The following is a 17,150-nucleotide window of genomic DNA, read 5'->3' as shown; positions in this document are numbered from 1 at the left end:
CCTCACGCCGAAGCGTGCTTCTTCGCGTTGCGCTTCTTGGCCACGGCTTTGGGTGCGGCCATGTCGGCAACCTGTTCGTCGTGCCGCTTCGCCGCGCGTTCACATTTGGCCCGGATTTCCTCGACTTCGGATTCGGTCAGGTGCTCGATGCCGATAAAGGTATTCTTGGCTTTGCTGACGCGGATCAACTCGTCGAGCTTGGCCTGGATCGCTGCACTGTCGCGGTTCTGGGTGTTCTGGATGAGAAACACCATCAGGAAGGTGACGATCGTGGTGCCGGTATTGATGACGAGCTGCCACGTGTCGGAAAAGCCGAAGACCGGACCGCTTGCCGCCCAGACCACAATGATCAGGAAACAGACGGCAAACGTCGGCGGCAGACCGGCAAGATGGGCGATATGGTTGGCGATCCTGGTGAACAGCTTTTCGATCATGGCAGGGAGAAACAATCGGCAACTGCTTCGAGTTCCCTGCGAGGAGGAATTCACGGTCAAACAGCGCACGCGCCGCGCTCGCAACGATCAGGCGGCGTCGTTTTCCCAGCGGTCGAGGAAAGCCTCGATAGGCAAGGCCTGCATGTCGGGGACTGCCCTGGCCAGTTTCTCGACCGGCCAGTCCCACCAGGCAAGACGTTCGATCCGTGCCGCAGTTTCCGCGCTGAAGCGCTGGTACAATGGCTTGGCCGGAACGCCGGCGACGATTGCATAGGCCGGCACGTCGCGCGTCACCACCGCGTTGGCACCGACGATCGCGCCATTGCCGATCACTATGCCAGGCATGATCACCGCGCCATGGCCGATCCAGACATCATGGCCAATGCTGACGGCTTTCGCCCGCCGCCGGTCGCGGAACGCCTGATCGACACCCAGCCAGCGGAAGTACTCGTTGGGCCGGTAGCTGATCTTGTGTTGCGTCAGCCGCTCGACCGGATGCTCCAGCGCATTGATGCGGCTGTTGGCGGCGATCGAGCAGAACTTGCCGATCGTCGTGTAGATCGCCTCGGCGTGGCGCTCGAAGTAGGAGAAGTCGCCGACCACCACCTCGCGCAGGATGACCCGCTCGCCGATCGACGCATAGCGTCCAAGCTTGCAAGCCTTCAGCTCCGCCGTCGGATGGATGCGCGGCTCGGGATCTTTCAGGACAAGGTGTTCGGGACGGTCCATGCGCGCGCTTTACGCCGGCACGCATAGTCTCGCAAGCCGAGTGCAGCGCCGCGCATCCGTTTGGATGCGCCAAGGACCCTGTAGCACCTTCAGTCTCTATTTCGGCTTGCCGCTGGTCCACACCACGTTCTGGCCGTAGAGCGGCACGGTGGTGACCGACATTTTTGCCGAGCCATCCTGCACTTGGCGCGAATGCGAGAGGTAGATCAGCGTCTCGTTGGCCTTGTCGTAGATCCGGTTCACCACCTGCTTTTTCCAGATCAGGCTGATGCCTTGCTTGAACACCTCCTCGCCGGCCTCGCTCATGTCGATATCGCCAATGGTGATCGGCCCGGTCTGGCGGCAGGAGATCGAAGAATCGGACGGGTCCTCGAACCAGTTGCCTTTCTGCAGGCGGTCGATCATGCCACGGTCGAAATAGGAGACGTGGCAGGTCACGCCCTCGACCTTCGGATCCTTGATCGCCTCGACGATGATGTCGTTGCCGAGCCAATCGACGCCGACCTTGCCGACTTCCTCGGCGACGGCCGCGCCGGCACCAATGACCAGGCATGCGGCCAACGCGCCGCCAATCAATTTTCGCAAAGAGGCCTCCTGCGGTTCGAATTTTGCCGACCTCAGGTGGGACGAACGGCGGCGCTTTGCAAGCAGATCGCCTTCCCACAGCATTGCCGGTTGCGGCAACGCGACATCTTTGCGTCGGTGCGACTGAACCGCTAAGAGTGATCGCCAAGCTGGGGCCTTCACGGCGCCAATATGGCGGCCGATGGAAATCACGACGGACTTTCACTGATGATGCGTTCAATTCTGGTCGGCATTCTGGTCCTGATGGCCGCAGGCATCGGCTGGCTCACCTTCGACTGGTACCGCGGACATTATGGCGGCGAGCCGTTCGGAGCGCCGTTCACGCTGGTCGACCAGAAGGGCGCGCCGGTCACCGAAGCCGCCTTTCGCGGCCACCCCAGCGTCGTCTTCTTCGGCTTCACGCATTGTCCGGAAGTCTGCCCGACCACGCTTTTCGAGTTGGCCGGCTGGCTGAAGACGACGGGCGACGACGGCAAGAACCTGCGCGCCTATTTCGTTACGGTCGACCCGGAGCGCGACACGCCCGAAATCATGAACACCTATGTCAGCAATTTCTCCGATCGCATCCTCGGCATCACCGGCGATCCCGACAAGGTCCACGCCATGGCCAAGTCCTTCGGTATCTACTGGAAGAAAGTCGACACGAACGACGGCGACTACACGATGGACCACACCGCTTCGGTGCTGCTGCTCAATGCCAAGGGCGATTTCGCCGGCACCATTGCCTATGGCGAAAGCCCGGACGCCGCCATCGCCAAGCTCAAACGGCTGGTGGCGGAAGGTTGACATATCCGGTAATGACGCAGACGCGTTTGTATTTCACCGCGGGCAAGATCGAGGCTGATCGCATCTTCGCGGCGCTCGGTGCGGCGTTCGACGATGAGGGCCTGCCGGTTGCGGTGCTCGAGGTCGACGAGGACCGCGACATCCACGAAGTATCGCTCTATGCGGACGACAACGTCGATGCGGTCGAGGCGCGGCTTAGGGACATCCTTGCCGGACTGTCGCTGTCGAAATCGATAGAGCGCGAAGCGCTGCCCGACATCGACTGGGTGGCGCGCTCGCTGGAGGGGTTGAAGCCGGTGCGGGCCGGGCGCTTCTTCGTCCACGGCGCGCATGACCGCAGGAAGCGCCACAGCGGTGAGCTCACCATCGAGATCGAGGCCGGCCTTGCCTTCGGCACCGGCCATCACGGCACCACCGCCGGCTGCCTCGAAATGCTGGAGCAGGTCATAGAGCGCGAGCATCCGCGCAACGCGCTCGACCTTGGCACCGGCAGCGCGGTGCTCGCCATCGCGGTGGCCAAGCTCGCTCATATTCCAGTGCTGGCGACCGACATCGACCCGGTCGCCGTCAAGGTGGCCGCCGCCAATGCGCGGCTGAACCATGTCAAGGCGCTCATTGAAACGGTGGCTGCACCCGGTTTTCATCATCCGATCTTTGCCGCGCGTGCGCCCTTCGACCTGATAATTGCCAATATATTGGCGCGGCCGCTGATGCGGCTGGCGCCGCAAATGGCCGGGCATATCGCGCGCGGTGGCTCGATCGTTTTGTCAGGCATTCTCGAGCGCCAGCGCGACGCGGTGATCGCGGCCTATGTCGGCCAGAAATTCCGGCACGTCCGCACCTTGCACCGCGAAGGCTGGGTGACGATCCATCTCAAGCGCTGAGGCGCCGCGCCTTCAACGCATCCGCCCGGACCTAGCGAGAGTTCGCCGCTTTCTTCAGCTCTTCGCGATCGTAGCCGTGAGCTTTCAGCGTTTCGTCATCAAAGCCAAGCAAAACGCCGCTCACATACCGGCTCGCTTCGCGCTGGCGAGCTTCGATCAGCGCGTTCACAGCGCTTCTGAAAAATCCGCGTCTGGCTGAAATCGTGGACATGATGGTCTCCTTTGCAGGCAATAAGACACGTTCCTCCACGTTAAGAAGGTAAGCCTTGCTGACGCTTTTTGAAATCGCCGATTCTGCATGGCCTCCATGCGCAAAAAGAGGCTGTCGCGACCAGGCATGATCGTTCCGAAAATCGATTCCGATTTTCGAGGTCATGCGCTACGGTCGCGCCAGCATTCGAGGAGAGCCCACATGTTCCAGACCTTCGATTCCGCCGGCGATCCGGCCGTTGGCAAGCCGCGCGTGGCAATGCTACGCCAATGGTTGGCGGCGAATGGGCTGGACGGCTTCATCGTGCCCCGCGCCGATGAGCACCAGGGCGAATATGTCGCCGACCGCTCGGCACGGCTGAAATGGCTGACCGGCTTCAGCGGCTCGGCCGGCGTCGCCATTGTGCTTGGCAAGCGCGCCGCCATGTTTGTCGACGGGCGCTACACGCTGCAGGTGCGCCAGGAGGTTGATCTCGACATCTTTTCGATCGAGAGCCTTGTCGACAACCCGCCGGCCAACTGGATCAAGGACAATCTCGGCAAGGGCGTGCGGTTGGGCTTCGATCCATGGCTGCATACGATCAGCGACGTCAAGGCGCTGAGGGCCTCGGCCGTGAAGTCCGGCGCGATACTGGTGCCGCTCGAACAAAATCCGATCGACGCCATTTGGCAGGACCAGCCCGGGCCGCCACTGGCGCCGGTCGAGATCCACCCGATCGGCTTTGCCGGCGAACTGGCCAAGGACAAGCTGGTCCGGCTGGCGGCAGCCATCGAGAAGGACGGCGCCACCCATGCCGTATTGACCGACCCCTCCTCCATCGCCTGGACCTTCGACATCCGTGGCGGCGACGTACCGCACACACCGCTGGCGCTCGGCTTTGCCGTGCTCGCCGCCGACGGATCGCATCTGCTTTTCATGGACCAGCGCAAGTTCTCACGCATCGTCGCAGCCTATCTGACGCAGCTCGCCGAATTGCACGAACCCGGTGAATTCGAAACGGCGATCGTCACCTTGGCCAAGGGCGGTGCAAAAATCGCGCTGGACCCCGCTCTGGCGGCGGAGAAGCTCAGCATGCTGGTCGAGGACAATGGCGGCACCGTCACTGCCGCACCGGATCCGGCCCGCATCCCACGCGCAACGAAGAACAAAGCCGAGATCGCCGGCGCCCGCGCCGCGCATCGCCGTGACGGAGCCGCCGTCGCCAAGCTGCTGTGCTGGCTCGACCGTCAGGAACCCGGCACGCTCGACGAGATCACCGTTGTCACCAGGCTCGAGGAGACGCGCCGGCAAACCGGCGACGAAACACAGATGCCGCTGCGCGACGTCTCGTTCGACACAATCTCCGGCGCTGGTCCCAACGGCGCCATCATGCACTATCGCGTCTCCCGCGCCACCAATCGCAAACTGGAGCATGGCGAGCTGTTCCTGCTCGATTCCGGCGGACAGTACCAGGACGGCACCACCGACATCACCCGCACAGTGCCGATTGGCGCGCCGACGGAAGAGATGCGCGAGCGCTTCACGCTGGTGCTGAAAGGCATGATCGGCATATCCATGCTGCGCTTTCCACTGGGCACGCGCGGCTCCGAACTCGATGCCGTAGCGCGCCTGGCGCTATGGAGACACGGCTGCGATTTCGCCCATGGCACCGGGCACGGTGTCGGCTCCTATCTTGCCGTACATGAGGGCCCGCAGCGTATCGCCAAGACCGGCACCGAAAAGTTGCTGGCCGGCATGATCGTCTCCAATGAGCCCGGCTATTACAAGGAAGGTTCTTACGGCATCCGCATCGAAAATCTTGTCCTGGTCACTCCGGCTGAGATGGTCGAAGGCGGTGACATCGCCATGCATGGCTTCGAGACGCTGACGCTGGCGCCGATCGACAAGCGGCTGATCCGGTCGGATCTGTTGACGCGTGACGAGTTGCATTGGCTCGACGAATACCACGCGCGGGTGCTGGCCGAGATCGGACCGATGCTCGACGGCGAGACGCTGGCCTGGCTGGAAAAGGCAACCGCCCCGCTGCCGCACGACTTCAAGCAATAGCGGCGGCGGCAACGCCGGTTGACAGGCTTTGCTCCGCAAGCAGTTCTTGCAAAGCCGTGACGTTGGGAGAACCGGCTCCCTTGCGCCAGAACAACACCGTGACGGCGTTGTCTTCGTCAGAGGGCAGTTCGTGCAGCTTTAGCCAGCGGCTCTCCGGGAAACCCGAAAGCACACTTTTCGGCATCAGCGCTATGCCCATGCCAGCCACCACGCAACCAAGGATGGCATGGTATGAACCAAGCTCGATGGTTTTCTCGGCCATGAACCCTCTGCGCGCGTACCATTGTTCCAGCCGCTTGCGGTGCGGGCAGCCGTGCTCGAAGGCTATCATGGTTTTGGGCATGTCCAGGCGGTCGTCGATCGAAACGCGCGATGCCGCCGAGACAATGATCAGCTGCTCCTGGAATGCGGGCAGCTTTTCGAACGGAGCGTCGGCGATGGGCTCGGCGGCGAACGCCGCATCGAGCTCGCCGGCAAGCATGGCGGTCGCGAGAACCTGAGGATTGCCGGTGCGCAACTGGATTTCCACTTCGGGATAACGTGCGTGATAGTCGGCGAGCAGACTTGGAAGCCGGGCCGCGGCGGTGCTCTCCATGGCACCTAGGCGAAGCGTGCCGCGCGGGCGTGGATCGAGCATCGCCGTTCGCGCCTCCTCCGCAAGCGCCAGCAGCCGATCCGCATAGCCGACCAATTTGTGACCGGCCGGCGATACGTGCAGGCGCTTGCCCTCCCGGATAAACAGCTGCACGCCGAGATCCTCCTCGAGCTGCCGGATGCGTGTGGTCACGTTCGATTGCACGCGAAACAGTTTTTCCGCTGCCCTGGTGATTCCGCCCTCGCGCACCACCGTGCGGAAGATGCGCAGATCGGCCAAATCCATACATCTCTCCTGGAGAACGTAACGATCTTAATTATTCATTTTAGCTGATTAGCCCTTTCCCGTAAATCGTCGGTGTAGCTGCCTATCAAAACGGCAAACCAGGGGGAGATGGAAATGTCGCCCGAGCCCTTCGGCATCCAGCCGATCGATCTAAGCGCATTGACGCCAAAGCAGCGTGAAGCGCTCTATAGCGGCGCCGTGCGGCGCGCCCACCAGGAGAGAGCGGAGGCGATCCGGCTGAGCCTGTCGCAGGTCGCGTCGATATTCAAGAAACCTGCTGGCTGGGCAGGAGCTATTACATGGTTTGCAGCGCAGATGAGCGCTGCGGCGAAGCCGCACGATCAGAAGTGGTGATTTTCGCAATGGCGGTGGGTCGGCTATCGACCGGACCCCAGCATCACCCTGAGTGCGAAGCCGACCTGGCTTGTGCTGCCCAACAACTGCGTGACCGACATCACACAGACGACGCCAATCTGCAGGGGATTGACCGCAGCCTTACTGCTGCCAACCGGCTTTCTTCAACAGATCCGCCATCTGGTCTGCCCAATGTGGATTGCGCAGCCTGAGCGGCGCCAAGGCATCGCCTGTAGGGTTCTCCATCTCCCGCATCAGTTCGACGCAAGATCTTGCCTCCGGCAGACGGCCAAGCGAGACGTAGCAGCAGGCGAGTGTTTCATAGGTGGGTCGCCACGTGGGACCGACCTTGCGAGCCTCAATCGCCGCGACGAGCCCCTCGTTTGCCTGCCCCGCAAATAGATAAGCGAGCGCCAGGACATTAAACCAGACGAAGTTCTGCGGATCGTACCGGTTCAACATAAGGCCGTGTTCGAGCGGCGCTATCGCTTCGGATGCGCTGCCGCGGAAAAGCTGCCCCATTCCCATAGCCAGATGACCAAGGGCGAAACTTGGGCTGATCTCGATCGCTCTTTCCGCAGCAAGAACGGCTTGTTCCTGCGCATTGGCATAGATGCTGCAGATGGCGAGCGCATAATGCGAATAGGGATTTTTCTCGTCGAGCCGAACCGCCTTCAGGGCTGCATCCAGGCCTTCTCGGATATCCTGTGCCGGCTTGTCGCTCCAGACGTAAGCGACGATGCCGGCGCTCACCCGACCGAGCCAGAGATGGGCCTCTGCGAGTTCAGGATCGAGCTTGCACGCCAGCCGAAATAACTCGCGGCCACGCAAGTGAGTTTGACGGCCGACGTGGTGAAAATGCCAGGTACCTTGCCGCACCAGGTCCCAGGCCGTCGCATTTCCGCTGTTGCGTCCAACGGCTGGGAGCGACTCCGTCTTGAGCAGTTCGGGTTCGATCGCACCAGCCACCCGCTCGGCTATGGCATCCTGGACGGCGAACGCCTCCGTCAGTTCCATCTCGTATCGTTCGGCCCAGATCTGATTGGCCGAGGCGGCATCGACCAGTTGCGTCGAGACCCGGATCTGCTGGCCGGACCGGCGCACACTTCCTTCCAAGACATAACGGGCGCCAAGCTCGCGGGCCACCTGTTTGGAGTCGACCGACTTGTCCTTATAGACGAAGCTGGAATTGCGCCCGATCACCCGGAACCATCGGAACCTTGTCAGCGCGGTGATGATGTCCTCGGTGATGCCGTCAGCCAGATAGGCCTGTTCCCTGTCGCCGCTGACATTGGCGAACGGCAACACCGCAATGGACGCCCTTTCGGAGAGACCCGCCAGTTGGCTCGGAAGCGCATCGTCTGCAGCGGGGTCAAGCACATGAACACTGCCGGCGAAGCGATATCCGGTGCGGGGGACGGTGGCGATCCATTCGCTGCCGTCCGGCTGCGGGCCGAGTAGCTTGCGCAGGGCGGCAATCTGCACCGAAAGATTGCTTTCCTCGACGACGGCATCGGACCAGGCGGCCTCCATGAGGGCCGTCCTGCTCAGCGCCTGCGTCGGTGCCTCCACCAGGGCCTGAAGCAACGACAAGCCTTTTTGCCCGACCGCAACTGGCTTGCCCTCGCGAACAAGCGTCCCGCGCAGCAGGTCGAGCACGAACGGCCCGAACGCGAAGCGTCGCGGTGCTGAAGCATCTCGCTTTCCGGCTTCGGAAGAATTCGGAACTTTTCGCCTCCTGTTAAGGACTTCGGACGGGGGACTGATCATTCTGGCCGTCCTTCGCACAGACTAACACAAATGGAGGTTCAAGATGATGATGTTGAAACAGCCGGCCGCAATGGACAGTGCTGCGCCCAGCGAGGGAAAGGCTTTGGTTGTTAGGGGCGGCGAGGCTTATCGGGCCGAACAGGGGGCGGACTATCTGCCGGGAATAAGTGCTGAGACCGTCGGAGCGAAGGCCCTTTGGCTGGGCGTCGCCTCAATCCCGCCGGGCAAGCGGACCAAAGCCCATGTCCATGCGCGCCACGAAACAGCATTCTATATGCTGAGCGGAGACGAGTTGGAGATGTGGAGCGGGGACGAACTGCAGTTTCGCGACCTCGTGCATCCCGGCGACTATCTCTACATTCCCGCCAACGTGCTTCACGTTGCCGTGAACCGGGCAAGCACGCCGGCCACCTTTATTGGCGCCCGCAACGAACCGACCGCACAGGAGAGTGTCATTCTCTTCCCGAAGATGGACGGCAAAATACCATAGAGCGGCGATCTGGCAGGAAGACAGGCGTACTCCGTCGGTCCACTACCCGACGAGCTGCCGCGCAAGGATCAGCACGGCAGCACCCGCCAGGAACATCGCCATCAGCCCGCCGCGCAGCGAGACCAGGCCGGCAACAATCAAGGCTGCCCATTCCGCCGGTCCGGCGCTGAGCGCCGCCGGCGCCACCAGCGTGGTCAGCACCGCCGCCGGCACGGCGCTGAGCCCGGCCTCGACGCGCGGATGGATATGGTCGAAGCGTGAGATCACCAGATGACCGCCGATGCGGGTCAGATAGGTCGCGATCGAAGCGGCGACGATGATCCACAAGGTCGTGCTCATGGCCGTGTCTCCACGCCGCTGTGGCGGGGCGGCAGGATGATGGCGAGCAGCACGCCGGCCAGCGCACCTATGGAGACATGCCAGGGCGAGCCGACGGTTTTGTACGCAATGATGGAGGCGGCAGCGCTGGCGATGACCACCGGCAGCCACAGCGGCCGCTTGCGGAAGCTCATGACCAGGCCGAGAAAATAGATCGGCAGCAGGAAGTCGATGCCCAGCACATGGGTGTCGGGAATAAGCTTGCCGAACATCGCGCCGAGCGCGCTTTCGATGACCCAGAACACATAGACCGGCAGCCCAAGCCCCATATACCAGGTAAACCCGACGGTTTCGCCGGCCTCCGCCTTGCGCTCGGCCATCGCGAACTGCGGATCAGTGAGCACGAAATAGCCTATCGCCTGCTGGATCAGTGGCCAATGCGCGATGCGCCGGCCGATACCGGCCGAATAGAGCACGTGGCGAAAATTCACCGCGAAGATCGACAGCACGATCAGCCACGGCGCGACATGCTGGCCGAACAGCTCGATGCCGACCATCTGGCTGGCGCCGCCGAACACCGTTGCGCTCATCAGGAACGCTTCGAGCACGGAAAACCCGTTGTCGACTGCGAGCGCCCCGAACAGCAATGCAAACGGCGCCGATGCCACCACGACGGGCATGCTGAGCCGCACGCCGTCCCAGAAATCGCTTTTCGCACTGTTTTCGGAGATTGCTTCCGCCGACATCAATCGCCTCCTCGGGACGGTCGTATGTAGGGAGGGCCGCCCTGCTTGTCACACCAATTCGATTGAGGCAAATGATCAGCGGAAGTGATGGCTGAGGCGGGCGGCAAGGCGCTCCAGTGCCCAGTGGATAAAAATCAGACGCTTGGCACCTGGGAGGGCATATCCGTTTGCGCCCATCGGTCCTTGCCAAAAGTGGCGGCCACAGACCCAAGGCCAGAGGTGCTTCCCCAGAGGTGGTTGCAATGAGCGAATTTTTCATCGATCCAAAATTCGGCCGCCTGGCCTTCGGCGCCGATCCCGGCAGCTATCACGCGACGCGGCCTGGCTATCCTGATTGGGTATTCGAAATTCTATGTGAACGGTGCCGTCTCGCCCCTGGCACGGCGACGTTCGAGATTGGCGCAGGTACAGGAACTGCTACGCGCCGCTTACTCGAACTGGGCGCGAGCCCGATGCTCGCCATCGAGCCGGATTCTCGCCTCGCGACTTTCCTTTGCGAGACTTATTCAGGACAAGGCGCTCTCGGTGAGCGTCTCTGCGTTTGAGGATGCCGTCCTTGAGAAGGCCGGTTTTGATCTCGGCGTCAGCGCCACTGCCTTTCATTGGCTGGATGAGGACACCGCGCTGGTCAAGGTCGCCGAGCTGCTTCGGCCGGGCGGCTGGTGGGCAATGGTCTGGAATGTATTCGGCGACAACAGTCGCCCCGATCCCTTTCATGATGCGACGAAGGCACTGCTTGAAGGGCCTTCGAGCCCTTCGGCGGGCTCAAATGGTATTCCGTTCGCCCTTGATGCCGAGGCCCGCGTGGCGGCGCTGGAGCGAACCGGCGCGTTCGATTCCATCAAACATGGGACAAGTGTCTGGTCGCTCGTCCTCGATCCTGACCAGACGGTCGCCCTCTATGCCACTTTTTCCAACATCAACATCCGCAGCGACCGCGAAGCAATCCTGGCGGAGCTGGGTCGCATCGTCCGCGACGAGTTCCAAGGCTCCATAACCCGCAACATGACCACCAGCCTCTACACTGCGCGGCGCATTTGACTGTCTGATTTATCCGCTAGCGCGGCGAAGCCTTGCCTTCGATCGCCCTGCCCCAGTCGAGCAGCGGTTTTGCCCGCATGACGAAGTCGACGAATTCGTCGACCAATCCAGCTCCATAAATATCCGCCGGCTCGACTGCGTGCCGGACGGCAAAATGCCGATTGCGGATCGCGGCAGCGAGATCGGGCTCGGCGATATGCTCGAAGCCGCGCGGCGTGCGCTTCATGCAGCCGTCCGGGTCGAGCTCGAGGCCGTTCTTCTTCAGCGCCGCGACGAGGGTGCGGAATTCAGCCGGCCGCTTCGCGATCGCGTTGCGCAGCGCCAGCAATAGCTCCGGTCCGGGCTGCCACCAGGCAACGGCGGCAAAGCAGCGATCGAGCCCGATATGGACGTAAAACACGCCCTGTTCCATCTTGGTGCCGTCAGGCGAAAGGATCGCCGACAAATGCCGGTTATAAGGCCGTTTGTCCTTGGCGAAACGCACATCGCGATTAATCCGGAACAGCGACTTCTTGCGGTCGCCGCGCAGGCCGAGCCCCGCGGCCGTGAAGCGCTCGGAGAGCGTTTCGACCAGATCGCCGAAGGGGTCGCGCAGATCCCGTTCGAAAAGGTCGCGGTTTTCCAAAAACCACTCCCGGCTCTGATGAAAATCCAGCGCCTTGAGGAAGGGAATGGCCTTTTGCCCAAAACCGTTGAACGCAGCCGCCATCACGCGCCCTTGCCGATCCGCTGCAACCAGGTGTCCTCGTCGATCACCTCGATGCCGAATTTGGTCGCGTCCTTCAGCTTGGAACCGGCGCCCGGCCCCGCTACCAGGAGATCGGTCTTCGCAGAAACCGAGCCGGCGACCTTCGCGCCGAGACGTTCGGCCATCGCCTTGGCCTCGGGGCGCGTCATCTTTTCCAGCGTACCTGTAAACACGATTGTCTTGCCGGCGACCGCACTATCGGCTGAGACGTTCACGATGTATGGCTTCGGGTGGACCTGTGTGAGCAGCGCTTCAAGCACGGCGTCGTTGCGTTCATTGCCGAAGAAATCGCGAAGCGCACCTATCACCGTATCGCCGATGCCGTTGATCGAAGGAAAAACGGTGTGTGGATCGGCTGCCGCTGCTGTCTCCTTGCCAATGCGGATCAACTCCTCGATCGTCGAGAAGGTTCGGGCAAGCACAGCGGCCGTCGTTTCGCCGATATGGCGGATGCCCAGCGCAAAGATGAAGCGATCGAGTTCCGGTTCGCGGCGAGCGTCGATGGCAGCGAAGAGCTTGTCGAGGCCGTCGTAGTTGCGTTCCTCGACACTGCGTACATTCTTGCGCGTCTTGCCCGACGCGGCCTCACGCTGCCTGGCCTGCTCTTCCCGCCGCTCGGCCAGCGCCTTGGTAACGGCGGGACGACGATCCCTGAGCGTAAAGATATCGGCGGCTGTCTTGATCAACCCGGCGTTGAAGAACAGATCTATGTTTTCAGCGCCCAGGCCTTCGATATCCATGGCGCCGCGTGACACGAAATGGCGCAATCCTTCCACGGCCTGCGCAGGGCAGATCAGTTCGCCGGTGCAGCGGCGGCGGGAATCCTCCTTGCCGGTCTTCTCGTTGATCTCGCGCGTTGCGGGTGAGCCGCAGATCGGACATTTGTGCGGGAATTCGTAGGGCACGGCATCTGGCGGACGCTTATCGGCTACGACGCTGACGATCTGCGGAATGACGTCCCCTGCCCGCTGGATGACCACTGTGTCGCCGATACGCACGTCATAGCCGTCGCGGATCGGCTGGCCGTTGCTGTCCAGACCCTTGATGTAATCTTCGTTGTGAAGCGTGACGTTTTCGACCACTACGCCGCCGACCGTGACGGGTGCAAGCCGGGCAACGGGCGCCAGCGTACCGGTACGGCCCACCTGAATGTCGATCCTGAGCACGGTTGTCATCGCCTGTTCGGCCGGAAATTTGTGGGCGATGGCCCAGCGCGGTTCGCCAGTGACGAAACCCCATCTGCGCTGCAATTCCAGCTGGTCGACCTTGTAGACGACGCCGTCGATGTCGTAGCCCAGTGATGAGCGCTGGGTCTCGATCAGGTGATAATGCGCGACCAGTTCCTCGACCGATCTTGCCCGGACCATCAGCGGGCTGACCTTGAACCCCCACTCCGCGAATTTCTGCACGGAATCGTACTGGGTCGGAGCCGGATCCTTTGTGGTAAAGCCCCAGGCGTAGGCAAAGAACTTGAGGTTGCGGCTGGCGGTAATAGACGGGTCCTTCTGACGGAGCGACCCGGCCGCGGTATTGCGCGGATTGACGTAATCCTGGCCGCCGATCGCCGCCGAGCGCTGCTTCAACGCCTCGAATTCCGCGTAGGTCATATAGACCTCACCGCGTATTTCGATGACCTCGGGCCAGCCCGATCCCTTCAAGGTCTTGGGAATGTCGGCGATGGTCCTCAGATTGGCGGTGATGTCCTCGCCAACGGCGCCGTCGCCGCGCGTTGCCCCCTGCACGAACACACCACCTTCATAACGCAGCGAAGCCGACAGCCCGTCGATCTTCGGCTCAGCCGTGAAGGCGATGTCCAGATCCTTGTCGCGATCAAAGAACCGCCGGCCACGTACGATGAAATCGGCGACATCCTGGTCGGTATAGGCCTTGGCGAGGCTGAGCATCGGCACCGCATGACGCACCTTGGCAAAGCCTTCCGCCGGTGGCGCGCCGACCCTGCGTGAGGGGGAATCCTCACGCAGCAAAGCAGGGAAGCGCTGTTCGATGGCGAGATTGCGCCGCGTCAGCGCGTCATATTCCGCGTCCGTGATTATCGGCGCGTCCTCGCCATGGTAGCGCCGGTCGTGCTCGGCGATCTCCTGCGCCAACCGCTTCAACTCGCTTGCCGCCTCGCTTTCGCTGAGCGAATCGACTGGTTTTTCGTCCATACACTGCTCCCTCCACGGTGGCGCGACACAATAGAACAGGATTCTCTCATGAGGGAGAGATCAGACACGGAAATCATTCCTGAACAGCAGGATGGAGCCAGACCCTGACTCAGGTCACGAGCGCCGGAAACGAACTCGTCTAGAGCAATTCCAGGAAAAGTGTGAAACGGTTTTCCGTCCGGAATTGCGCAAAACAAAGAGGTAGAGCGGTTCGGCGTGATGAACCGCTCTACGCTGCCGCGATGTTCTCCCGCAGCAAGCGCTCGGCCGCCGCGCGCGCCTCGTCGGTGATGGTGGCGCCGGCGAGCATGCGCGCGATCTCCTCCTGCCGCGCCGCCCGGTCCATCTCGGCGATGCCGGTCGACACCCGGTCGGCCCCGCCTGACTTGGAGATCAGGAAATGCGTCGCGGCGCGCGCCGCCACTTGCGGCGCGTGCGTGACCGAAAGCACCTGCACGCGCTTTGCCAGCCGCGCCAGCCGCTGGCCGATGGCGTCGGCAACCGCGCCGCCTACCCCGGTGTCGATTTCGTCGAAGACCAGGGTCGGCGCCGAGCCGCGATCGGCCAGCGCCACCTTGAGTGCCAGCAGAAAGCGCGAAAGCTCGCCGCCGGAAGCGACCTTCATCATTGGGCCGGGCCGGGTGCCGGGGTTGGTGCGCACCCAGAACTCGACCTGGTCGATGCCTTCTTCCATGCGGCTCCCGGCATCGCTTGCGATCTCGACGATGAACTCAGCCCGTTCGAGCTTCAGCGCCGGCAGTTCGGCCATTACCGCCTTGGTCAGCCCTGCGGCCGCCGCATGGCGAAGCGACGACAGCTGGGCCGCCGTAATGTCATAGGCCTGACGCGCAGCTGCAGCCTGTCTCTCCAGCGCATGCAGGCGCTCTTCGCCAGCGTCGAGATCGGTAAGGTCGGCCGCCATGGTGTCGCGCAGTTGCGCCAGATCGTCGACAGCGACGCTGTGCTTGCGCGAGGCGGCACGCAGCGCAAACAGCCGCTCCTCGGCCTTCTCCAGCCGCTGCGGATCATATTCAGTGGCGCGAAGTGCTGCTTCCACGCCCGACTGCGCCGCGTCGAGCGACAGCATCGCCTCGTCGAGCGATTTGACGACCTCTTCAAGCAAGCCGGGCGCTTCCGTCACCTTGCGCTGCAGCCGCCTGAGCAGGCTGGCCAACTGCGGCAAGGGTGAGGACGGGCCCGAGAGCACATCCTGCGCATCGTGGATTTCCGAGGCGATCTTTTCGGCACGCATCATCGAGGCGCGCAGTTCGGCGAGCTCGGTCTCTTCACCCGGTTGCGGATCGAGCCTGGTCAATTCGGCGACCGCCGCACGCAGATAATCGGCCTCGCGGGAAGCCGCCTCGACTTTGGCCCGGTGCCGTGAAAATTCCTGCTCGCAGGCGCGCCAGTGCCGCCACGCCTCGCCTGTTGCACGCGCGGCGCCCAGATGACCGCCGAAGCTGTCCAGCAATTCCCGATGCGCACCGGGATCGACCAAAGCGCGCTCGTCGTGCTGGCCGTGGATCTCGACCAGCGCATGGCCGACGTCGCGCATCCGCGTCACGCTGGACGGCTGGTCGTTGACGAAAACGCGCGTGCGGCCGTCCGCCGTCTGGACGCGGCGCAGGATGATGTCGCCGTCGTCCTCGATGGCGTTCTCGGCGAGCAGCATACGGGCCGGGTGGTTGCGCGGCACGTCGAACACAGCGATGACCTGGCCTTGTGCCGCGCCATGCCGCACCAGCGAGGCGTCGCCGCGGGCGCCAAGCGCCAGCGACAAGGCGTCGAGCAGGATGGACTTTCCGGCGCCGGTTTCGCCGGTCAGCACCGAAAGGCCGGACGAGAAGTCGATGTCCAGCTTCTCGATCAGAACGATATCGCGGATCGACAGCCTGGAGAGCATGGTGACGCGCCGCTCAGGCGCCGGTGATCAGCTTCCCGGCCTTGGAGATCCACGATCCGGCATTCTCGCGCGGCTCGAGCCCACCACTCTGCAGGAGCTTATAGGAGTCCTTGTACCACTGGCTGTCGGGATAGTTGGTGCCGAGCACGGCCGCGGCGGTCTGCGCTTCCGACGTCAGCCCCATCGCGTAGTAGCTCTCGGTCAGACGCGCCAGCGCCTCCTCGACATGGCGTGTGTTGGAATAGTTCTCCACCACGTTGCGGAATCGTTTGACGGCTGCGATGTACTCGCGGCGCTCGAGATAATAGCGGCCGATCTGCATCTCTTTGCCGGCGAGCTGATCGTTGGCGAAGCGGATCTTCTCCTTGGCGTCGTCGGCATATTCGGACGTGGGCCAGCGCGTCACCAGGTCCTGCATCGTCTGCACGGTAAGACGCGCTTCCTTCTGGTCCTGGGTGACGTCCTTGATCTGGCGGTAGTAGCTCAGCCCGATAATATATTGGGCATAGGCTGCATCGTCGGTCGACGGGTAAAGGGTCAGGTAGCGCTTGGCCGAACCGATCGCCTCGTCGTAATTGCCCTGACGGTAGTCGGCAAAGGCGCCCATCACCATCGATTTGCGGGCGAATTCCGAATACGGATGCTGGCGGTCGACGGCATCGAATTTGCGGCTTGCCTCCTGCAGGCGCCCGGCATTCAGATTGGCGAGACCCTGATTATAGAGCACGTCGGCCGGCTCGGTCTGATCGACATAGGTCGATAGATCGACGTCCTTCTCGGACGACATGCAGGCCGACAGAAACAGCGATGGAACGACGACCGAAAGCGCCAGGAAAACAGCCCGCCGCGGCGCCTTCGATTGACCAACTCGCTTGAAAAACATGATTGGATTCCGCCCTTTCGGCGTCATTTCAGTCGACGGCAGCAGCCATAAACCATAACCGCCTTGCCCGGCAACGCTATCCCCGGCCAATCGCACATTTTTGTGGCGGTTTGGCGCCACCTGGAAAGCTGTGCGATTTGGCCGGCCAGTGATGCATCCTTGCAACACAGCTGA

General features: G+C 62.5%; 19 protein-coding genes. 7 read left to right on the top strand and 12 right to left on the bottom strand.

Annotated elements, in window-relative coordinates; all coding sequences use genetic code 11:
* Window positions 1–2 precede the first annotated feature (2 nt).
* The 3 genes from NKJ93_RS15020 to NKJ93_RS15010 form a co-directional block, all read right to left on the bottom strand.
* Entirely contained in the window at window positions 3–434 is a 432-nt protein-coding gene (locus NKJ93_RS15020; protein ID WP_031194582.1) for a low affinity iron permease family protein, read from the bottom strand.
* An 87-nt stretch (window positions 435–521) separates the two neighbouring features.
* Window positions 522–1,163 carry a DapH/DapD/GlmU-related protein gene (locus NKJ93_RS15015; RefSeq protein ID WP_023721177.1) on the bottom strand — a complete coding sequence of 214 codons (642 nt, stop codon included), beginning with the start codon at window positions 1,161–1,163 and terminating at the stop codon, window positions 522–524.
* Between the two features lie 96 nt (window positions 1,164–1,259).
* Complete coding sequence (locus tag NKJ93_RS15010) at window positions 1,260–1,748, bottom strand: CreA family protein (protein WP_023721178.1); 489 nt, start codon at window positions 1,746–1,748, stop codon at window positions 1,260–1,262.
* Between the two features lie 207 nt (window positions 1,749–1,955).
* On the opposite strand from NKJ93_RS15010, the gene NKJ93_RS15005 reads away from it, so the two are divergent.
* On the top strand, window positions 1,956–2,534 hold the full coding sequence (locus NKJ93_RS15005) for an SCO family protein (RefSeq protein ID WP_352589897.1): 579 nt from the start codon (window positions 1,956–1,958) through the stop codon (window positions 2,532–2,534).
* An 11-nt stretch (window positions 2,535–2,545) separates the two neighbouring features.
* The gene (locus NKJ93_RS15000; protein ID WP_352589895.1) at window positions 2,546–3,418 is read left to right on the top strand and encodes a 50S ribosomal protein L11 methyltransferase; all 873 of its coding nucleotides are present in this window, start codon (window positions 2,546–2,548) and stop codon (window positions 3,416–3,418) included.
* Between the two features lie 31 nt (window positions 3,419–3,449).
* Here NKJ93_RS15000 and NKJ93_RS14995 read toward each other — a convergent pair whose 3' ends face one another.
* Complete coding sequence (locus NKJ93_RS14995; RefSeq protein WP_348633244.1) at window positions 3,450–3,794, bottom strand: hypothetical protein; 345 nt, start codon at window positions 3,792–3,794, stop codon at window positions 3,450–3,452.
* Window positions 3,795–3,830: 36 nt separating this feature from the next.
* Here NKJ93_RS14995 and NKJ93_RS14990 point away from each other — a divergent pair, with 36 nt between their 5' ends.
* Window positions 3,831–5,675 carry an aminopeptidase P family protein gene (locus NKJ93_RS14990; RefSeq protein WP_352589893.1) on the top strand — a complete coding sequence of 615 codons (1,845 nt, stop codon included), beginning with the start codon at window positions 3,831–3,833 and terminating at the stop codon, window positions 5,673–5,675.
* Here NKJ93_RS14990 and NKJ93_RS14985 read toward each other — a convergent pair.
* Window positions 5,665–6,555, bottom strand: a complete 891-nt coding sequence (locus tag NKJ93_RS14985) for a LysR family transcriptional regulator (protein WP_352589890.1) — start codon at window positions 6,553–6,555, stop codon at window positions 5,665–5,667. The two genes, NKJ93_RS14990 and NKJ93_RS14985, sit on opposite strands and share 11 nt — an antisense overlap.
* 114 nt (window positions 6,556–6,669) lie before the next feature.
* Between NKJ93_RS14985 and NKJ93_RS14980 the strand changes: the two genes are divergently transcribed.
* On the top strand, window positions 6,670–6,909 hold the full coding sequence (locus tag NKJ93_RS14980; RefSeq protein ID WP_352481531.1) for a hypothetical protein: 240 nt from the start codon (window positions 6,670–6,672) through the stop codon (window positions 6,907–6,909).
* Between the two features lie 141 nt (window positions 6,910–7,050).
* Here NKJ93_RS14980 and NKJ93_RS14975 read toward each other — a convergent pair whose 3' ends face one another.
* Complete coding sequence (locus NKJ93_RS14975; RefSeq protein WP_352589887.1) at window positions 7,051–8,568, bottom strand: winged helix-turn-helix domain-containing tetratricopeptide repeat protein; 1,518 nt, start codon at window positions 8,566–8,568, stop codon at window positions 7,051–7,053.
* Window positions 8,569–8,722: 154 nt separating this feature from the next.
* On the opposite strand from NKJ93_RS14975, the gene NKJ93_RS14970 reads away from it, so the two are divergent.
* Entirely contained in the window at window positions 8,723–9,169 is a 447-nt protein-coding gene (locus NKJ93_RS14970; RefSeq protein ID WP_502904386.1) for a cupin domain-containing protein, read from the top strand.
* A 42-nt stretch (window positions 9,170–9,211) separates the two neighbouring features.
* Here the strand turns inward: NKJ93_RS14970 and NKJ93_RS14965 are convergent, their stop codons facing one another.
* Both NKJ93_RS14965 and NKJ93_RS14960 read right to left on the bottom strand, forming a co-directional pair.
* The gene (locus NKJ93_RS14965) at window positions 9,212–9,508 is read right to left on the bottom strand and encodes an AzlD family protein (protein WP_023721187.1); all 297 of its coding nucleotides are present in this window, start codon (window positions 9,506–9,508) and stop codon (window positions 9,212–9,214) included.
* Window positions 9,505–10,233 (bottom strand): AzlC family ABC transporter permease, encoded by a 729-nt coding sequence (locus tag NKJ93_RS14960; RefSeq protein WP_352589884.1) that lies wholly within the window; start codon window positions 10,231–10,233, stop codon window positions 9,505–9,507. The genes NKJ93_RS14965 and NKJ93_RS14960 overlap by 4 nt, the downstream gene beginning before the upstream one ends.
* 242 nt (window positions 10,234–10,475) lie before the next feature.
* Between NKJ93_RS14960 and NKJ93_RS14955 the strand changes: the two genes are divergently transcribed.
* Window positions 10,476–10,778, top strand: coding sequence for a hypothetical protein (locus NKJ93_RS14955; RefSeq protein ID WP_352589881.1), 303 nt, complete (start codon window positions 10,476–10,478; stop codon window positions 10,776–10,778).
* Complete coding sequence (locus tag NKJ93_RS14950) at window positions 10,759–11,274, top strand: class I SAM-dependent methyltransferase (protein WP_352589878.1); 516 nt, start codon at window positions 10,759–10,761, stop codon at window positions 11,272–11,274. The genes NKJ93_RS14955 and NKJ93_RS14950 overlap by 20 nt, the downstream gene beginning before the upstream one ends.
* A 16-nt stretch (window positions 11,275–11,290) precedes the next feature.
* Here the strand turns inward: NKJ93_RS14950 and NKJ93_RS14945 are convergent, their stop codons facing one another.
* The 4 genes from NKJ93_RS14945 to NKJ93_RS14930 form a co-directional block, all read right to left on the bottom strand.
* The gene (locus NKJ93_RS14945) at window positions 11,291–11,983 is read right to left on the bottom strand and encodes a DUF2461 domain-containing protein (protein WP_352589875.1); all 693 of its coding nucleotides are present in this window, start codon (window positions 11,981–11,983) and stop codon (window positions 11,291–11,293) included.
* On the bottom strand, window positions 11,983–14,190 hold the full coding sequence (gene ligA / locus NKJ93_RS14940) for an NAD-dependent DNA ligase LigA (protein WP_023721191.1): 2,208 nt from the start codon (window positions 14,188–14,190) through the stop codon (window positions 11,983–11,985). Before ligA ends, NKJ93_RS14945 begins: the two co-directional genes overlap by 1 nt.
* 229 nt (window positions 14,191–14,419) lie before the next feature.
* The gene (recN, locus tag NKJ93_RS14935; RefSeq protein WP_352589872.1) at window positions 14,420–16,093 is read right to left on the bottom strand and encodes a DNA repair protein RecN; all 1,674 of its coding nucleotides are present in this window, start codon (window positions 16,091–16,093) and stop codon (window positions 14,420–14,422) included.
* 13 nt (window positions 16,094–16,106) lie between these two features.
* Entirely contained in the window at window positions 16,107–16,976 is an 870-nt protein-coding gene (locus NKJ93_RS14930) for an outer membrane protein assembly factor BamD (RefSeq protein ID WP_352456160.1), read from the bottom strand.
* Between the last annotated feature and the right edge of the window lie 174 nt (window positions 16,977–17,150).

This window comes from Mesorhizobium sp. M0028 (assembly GCF_040323855.1).
Taxonomy (GTDB): Bacteria; Pseudomonadota; Alphaproteobacteria; order Rhizobiales; family Rhizobiaceae; genus Mesorhizobium.
The sequence above is the reverse complement of the archived record's forward strand: the minus strand, read 5'-3'. Positions and strand labels throughout refer to the sequence as shown.